Source organism: Burkholderia sp. AU45251 (genome assembly GCF_030482905.1).
GTDB classification, from domain to species: Bacteria; Pseudomonadota; Gammaproteobacteria; order Burkholderiales; family Burkholderiaceae; genus Burkholderia; species Burkholderia aenigmatica.
This window is the reverse complement of record NZ_JAUJQH010000060.1, coordinates 1-5,440: the sequence shown is the minus strand read 5'-3', so window position 1 is coordinate 5,440 and position 5,440 is coordinate 1. Positions and strand designations below refer to the sequence as shown.

Here is a 5,440-nt window from a genome sequence, read left to right as displayed (position 1 = left end):
TCAGTTCCGGGTCCAGGTTCAAGCCCTTGCCCGGCTCAATCGTTACTTCTTCCTTGCGTTTGCGTGGCATAAAAGTGGCTCCTTGGCCTTCAGTTTATGCCTCACACACAAAGGTTCGGATAGGCTCCACCAAGTCTGGCGCCTTGAGAGCCACGTCCTGCGCCACGAATCCGCCAAGCGAGAAGCCAAGCAGATCGACTCGATCAAAACCCAATGCATGAATCAGCGCAATGGTATCGCGCGCCATCTCCCCCACGGTCACCGGCGCGACGCCACCGGATAAGCCAATTCCTCGATAGTCGATGGCGATAACGCGATGCTTGTGAGCCAAGCCATCGACGATGCGCGGGTCGAAGTTGTCCAGCACGGCTCCCCAATGATTTAGCAAAACTAAAGGAATTCCGCCGTGCGGACCCAGTTCACGGTAGACGAAGGTGGTTCCAGCCGCCTTGACGAACTTGTTCGGTGCTTGAGCAAACGACGTTGCCGATTGGGTGTCTGGGTTGATGCTCTTCATCATTGACTCCTTGGGTGCTACATTCATATGTCGAGCATCATGCTGACGGGTAAAAAAAAGTGGTCGGACTTCAATCCGCGCCGCAAGCAAGATGCTCGAGTGCTGCTTCAAGCATCGATTCGGACAACGGCTCTTCGTCGACTGCGCGCGCCAGGATCACGGCCCCAATCATCGTCGCTGCGGTCGCCAGGGCACGCTTGTGCGCATCGGGCTCGCCCCAGTCGGCCGATTGGCGAGAGACGACTTCGATCATTTCTTTGATGCGGCGCGTAATTGCGCGTCGTACCGCCGGCGCCTGACGCGGCATTTCCGTTCCCAGAGCGGCGATTGGGCAACCGGCCTCCGGGTTTTTCACGTGCTCCTTGGACAGATAAGCTCGCAGGAGCGCCCGCAGGGAATGCTCGGCGGGCACGGCTGCTGCACAGCGCAAAAAAGTGGCGATGGCATCGGCACCGGCACGATCCGCCAACTCGACCAGCATTGCCTCTCGCGAAGCGAAATGCCCATAGAACCCGCCGTGGGTGAGGCCTGCGTGCTTCATGATGTCGGCAATGGCGACGCCGTCATACCCGCTGCGGCGGATCACGCGCGCGCCAGCGTCGACGATGCGCTCGTGCGTGGCCTCCTTGGATCGGGTGGTGGATCGTTTCATATGACGTTCATCAGCGATGAGTTTCTGATCGCAAGCCCTCGGCACTCAATTGCGCGCCCGCAGACGCCGCGTGCGAAACGTTCCCCAGCCGCTGCTGAAAGCAGACTTCAAGAATGCTGCAAGCCCGCCCTCATCGGGGCGCGGTTTTCTACCCCTCGCAATGCGCTTGAGCTGGCGCGTGTACCACAGCACCTCCATGATTCCGAGGCGATCGACAGCCTTGAGGCCGGTACTGATTGGGTGCACCTGCTGCAGGCTATCGCGCCCTTGAAGCAAGGCGGCGGGAGCATCGGGATCGATCGCGAGCAGCCGCGCCAAGCCCACCACATCCAGCGCGCTGGAGTGCAGCGCCGCGTTCATGCCGGCAGCGGTGCGAAAACCACCGGTCACCATGAGTGGCACTTTGACTGCTGCGCGCACCTTCTGGGCAAATTCCAGAAAGTAGGCCTCCCGCGCCGCGGTAGATTCCTTCTTCGGCTCTTGCATCGCCCCGCTCATGGCAGGCGCCTCATAGGTACCGCCAGAAATCTCGATCAGGTCGATCCCCGCATCGCTCAACGCGCGGATTGTCTCGATCGATTCTTCTTCCGTAAAACCACCGCGCTGGAAGTCAGCCGAATTGAGCTTGATTCCCACTGGGAAGTCCGGGCCGACCTGCCGGCGGATTTCCGCATAGACGGCCAATACGAAGCGGCGCCGCTTCTCGGGACTGCCGCCCCATTCGTCGCTGCGGCGGTTGTGGTGCGGAGAAAGAAATTGGCTGATCAGATAGCCATGTGCTCCATGAATCTCTACGCCACTGAACCCGGCCTTCTTGCAAATGGCCGCGCTGCGCCCGAAGCGTTCGACGATGTCTTGAATCTCGGACGTGGTCGCTTCGCGCGGTGTCTCGAAGAATGCCGCCATGTCCTCGCGGAAAGGAACCGCTGAGGGCGCCAGGTTGAAGGCGTTTAAACCCTTGGTCGACTGCTTTCCGGGATGGTTAAGTTGGACCCAGAACGACGCCCCCTGCGCGGTTGCAGATTCCGCCCATTGCCGCAGCACGGGCAAGTCTGCCTCGTCTTCGATTACGACATTCCCAGGCTCGCCCAAGGCGCGGCGGTCGATCATTACGTTGCCTGTCATGATCAGTCCGAGCCCCGAGGCAGCCCAGCGTCGGTACAACTGCACCAGGTCCAGTGTTGGGCGATTATCGTAAGTGCCCAGGGTTTCACTCATGGCGGCCTTGGCGAGCCGGTTACGCAGAGTGCTGCCATTGGGCAGGCGCAGTGGCTGGTTAAGCAGATCTAGTTTCATGGCAACTCAGAAAACGGTGCGGTCGTAAGGCAAGACGACTTTCGGAGGCTGCAGGAATGCCGTAAGGCCCTGGAACCACAACACTTCCCGGAAGTCACCACTGATGGTCAGGTCTTTACTGCCCACCCCCCTGAGGAAAGCCGCTTGGGCGTCCTTGGCCGACAAAATCTCGAAGCCTTTGGCGGCACTAGTAAAGGTGAGCGTAAATCGAGGAGTCGCTGCCAGCCCCGAAGATGATCGGACGGTGCCATCTTTGATAACAAAGTAGCGCCCGGCACCCGAAACCGTACGAATCTGAAATACCAGGCTCTTGGACGCGACGTAACGCGCGGCGCTGGCGTCGCTCCTGATCTTACGTCTCAGCATCTGGGCAAACGCCCACAACAGGAACTTGAACTTCAGCATTTCTGACCATCCTTTTGACATGCAAAAAGTGCGTTCGGACTATGACGACCGTCGCGTCACTCGCTCAGGAACTGAATTGCGTGACCCAAGAAGCGTTGCGGGTACTGGAACTGCGCGGCGTGGCCGGCGTCCGGGTAAATGAACAACTGAGCGTTTGGCAAGTTGCGAGCCATGTAAAACGAATTAACCGTCGGGACCATCACGTCGTTCACGCCGTTGAGGATGAACGTCGGCTGCCGGATGCTGCGCAGATACGCAAAAGGATCGTTTTCCGAGAGCCTCGGCATGTACAGCATGTTGGCCTCGATCTGCGCGATCGAGACCTCCGGCGAGGATGGTGGATCTTGGTCGGCTCGCATATGACGCCGCTCCCAGAACTCCCTTGCTGCCCGCTCAGCCTCTGCTGATCGGCCGAAGAATAGGTAAAGGAAGTCTTCGAACGCCGGGACCGGATTAACTGCTGTCGTCAACACGCGCTGCTCCATTTCGGGATTTCCCCCGCGCGGCCCGGTACCCAGCAGCATCAGCTTGCGCACGAGCTCGGGATGGCGCCAGGTCAAGTCCAGCGCCTGAAACCCTCCCAACGAAAAACCCAGAACGTCGATTTGCTGCAAGCCGAGTGCGCGAACGAAGGCCGCCGCGTCATCGGCCATGTCCTCAATGCGAGTTCGTGGTTGCCCGCCGGAGGACGCGACGCCGCGACCGTTGTAGAGAATGACTTCGCGGCTTTGGGCAAGCCCATCCGTCATTAGTGGGTCCCAGTTGTCCATGCCTCCGCGAAAGTGCTGCAGAAACAGTAGCGGCGGCTGCGATGAGTCAGCCCTACCCCAGCGGCGGTAGGCGAATCGAGTACCGTCGACATCCACGAAGCGCGTGGGCGTAGTGATATGGTTGTCAGTCATGTATTCACCTATTGAGGACGTGTGTCGAGATGTCGGTCCCGTTGCCGCAGCTTCAATGCGCCAGAACTTCCAACGCTTGGAGGCGCAAAGTCCTCGTGGTATTAGTCCTTCCGCCGTTTTGTGCAATCGCCGCATTGACCTCGGAGAAACGTGAAGCAAACCCGGGGTGTAATATCAGCATGCAGCAAACAGCTCTTCACAGATCAGGCACGACCTGGCTCGCACCAAAACCGGAAGCGGCAATAGTCAGGCATCGAGCTGATACCGCTCAGCCGCGTGTGCTTGTCGAATGTCCGACATCAGTCCCTGACGAGCCCCATCCAGCGCGTCCCACCGCCCGGCCACGTGCAGCGGTGGGATCGTGACCAGTTCGCGGCGGTCGAACCCAATCAGTGCCGCGTCAACTAACTCTCCGACCTCCATAACCTCAGGAAGCGTGTTCACGTCAACTCCGGCGCGCTCCCAGATCTCCGTGCGCGTCGCCGCCGGCAGTACCGCTTGCACGTAGACGCCTTTGGGTGACAACTCGAGGCTCAGGCCTTGCGACAGGAACAGCACGAATGCCTTGGTGGCACCATAGATCGACATGCCGAATTCGGGTGCGAAACCTACAACCGAGCCAATATTGACGATCGAGCCATTACCGGAATGCACAAAGCGTGGAGCGACTGCGGCAGCCAACCTCGTCAGTGCCGTCGTGTTGAGCGTGATCAGACGCTCGATGCTCTCGGAGGTTTGCTGCAAAAAGTCGCCCGATTGAGCCATGCCGGCGTTGTTTATCAGAACTCCGATTTGATTGTCATCGCGCAGACGAGTCTCGAGCGCGGACAGATCGGCGGCCTGGGTCAGGTCGGCCCGCAGCACTTCTACGGCCACACCGCTTTCCTCACGCAGGCGCTCTGCCAAGGCATCCAGTCGCGCCTTGTCACGGGCGACAAGGACGAGGTCATGGCCACGCCGAGCGAAGCGCTCGGCGTAGGTGGCGCCGATGCCGCTTGAGGCGCCGGTGATGAGGACTGTCGGAAGCGTGGTCATGGGTAATCCTTTTCAAAGGTTCTTCAGGCGGTGGCTCAATCAAGGGGGCGAGCCTTAGCCGGAGATCGTCGGGTAATCGATATAGCCCACAGCGCCGCCGCCATAGAGCGTCGCCGGGTTGAGTTGCGTCAGGGGTGCGCCATGCTTCAGGCGCTCGACCAGATCCGGGTTGCTGATAAACGGACGGCCAAACGCGAACAAGTCGGCTCTGCCTTCATTGAGTTGAGTGGTGGCGAATTCCAGGTCGTATCCGTTGTTCGCCAGATAGGTCTGCTTGAAGCGGCGGCGCAGCGCGTCATAGTCGAATGCCGCCACATCGCGTGGGCCGCCAGTCGCACCTTCGACTACGTGCAGATAGACGACGCCCTGGGCGCTGAGCTGTTCGGCGATGTAGTCGTACTGCGCTTGCGGATCGCTGCAGGAAATACCGTTAGCCGGCGAAACGGGTGAGATGCGCACGCCAGTGCGTTCGACGCCGATTTCCTTGATCACTGCGCCGACCACCTCGAGTGAGCGTGAGCACGTAAATCGATGGGGCAATGAGCAACATAAATGATGTTCGAGGGACGAAGTAAAACGGGAGCGATGAAGCTCCCGTTGTCGTTTCAGAATGGCTCGTCAATGCTCTGGTGT

At 59.7% G+C, this 5,440-nt stretch carries 5 protein-coding genes and 2 pseudogenes; all 7 read right to left on the bottom strand.

The features are described 5' to 3' along the window. Positions 1–127: 127 nt before the first annotated feature. Positions 128–517, bottom strand: a pseudogene (locus QZM67_RS39660) (alpha/beta fold hydrolase); the annotation flags it as partial. A gap of 70 nt (positions 518–587) precedes the next feature. Continuing rightward, positions 588–1,169: a TetR/AcrR family transcriptional regulator gene (locus QZM67_RS39655; protein ID WP_128841566.1), complete on the bottom strand. Its 582-nt coding sequence runs from the start codon at positions 1,167–1,169 to the stop codon at positions 588–590. A gap of 45 nt (positions 1,170–1,214) precedes the next feature. Continuing rightward, positions 1,215–2,465, bottom strand: coding sequence for an NADH:flavin oxidoreductase/NADH oxidase family protein (locus tag QZM67_RS39650; protein WP_301811884.1), 1,251 nt, complete (start codon positions 2,463–2,465; stop codon positions 1,215–1,217). A 6-nt stretch (positions 2,466–2,471) separates the two neighbouring features. Further along, a complete protein-coding gene (locus QZM67_RS39645) occupies positions 2,472–2,870 on the bottom strand; it encodes a helicase (protein WP_124829468.1) in 399 nt (132 codons plus the stop codon). A 56-nt stretch (positions 2,871–2,926) separates the two neighbouring features. Then, positions 2,927–3,772 carry an alpha/beta fold hydrolase gene (locus QZM67_RS39640; RefSeq protein WP_301811877.1) on the bottom strand — a complete coding sequence of 282 codons (846 nt, stop codon included), beginning with the start codon at positions 3,770–3,772 and terminating at the stop codon, positions 2,927–2,929. 246 nt (positions 3,773–4,018) lie between these two features. After that, positions 4,019–4,807: an SDR family oxidoreductase gene (locus QZM67_RS39635; protein WP_301811874.1), complete on the bottom strand. Its 789-nt coding sequence runs from the start codon at positions 4,805–4,807 to the stop codon at positions 4,019–4,021. Between the two features lie 54 nt (positions 4,808–4,861). Beyond that, positions 4,862–5,317 (bottom strand): annotated as a pseudogene (locus QZM67_RS39630) (alkene reductase); the annotation flags it as partial. Positions 5,318–5,440: the final 123 nt, after the last annotated feature.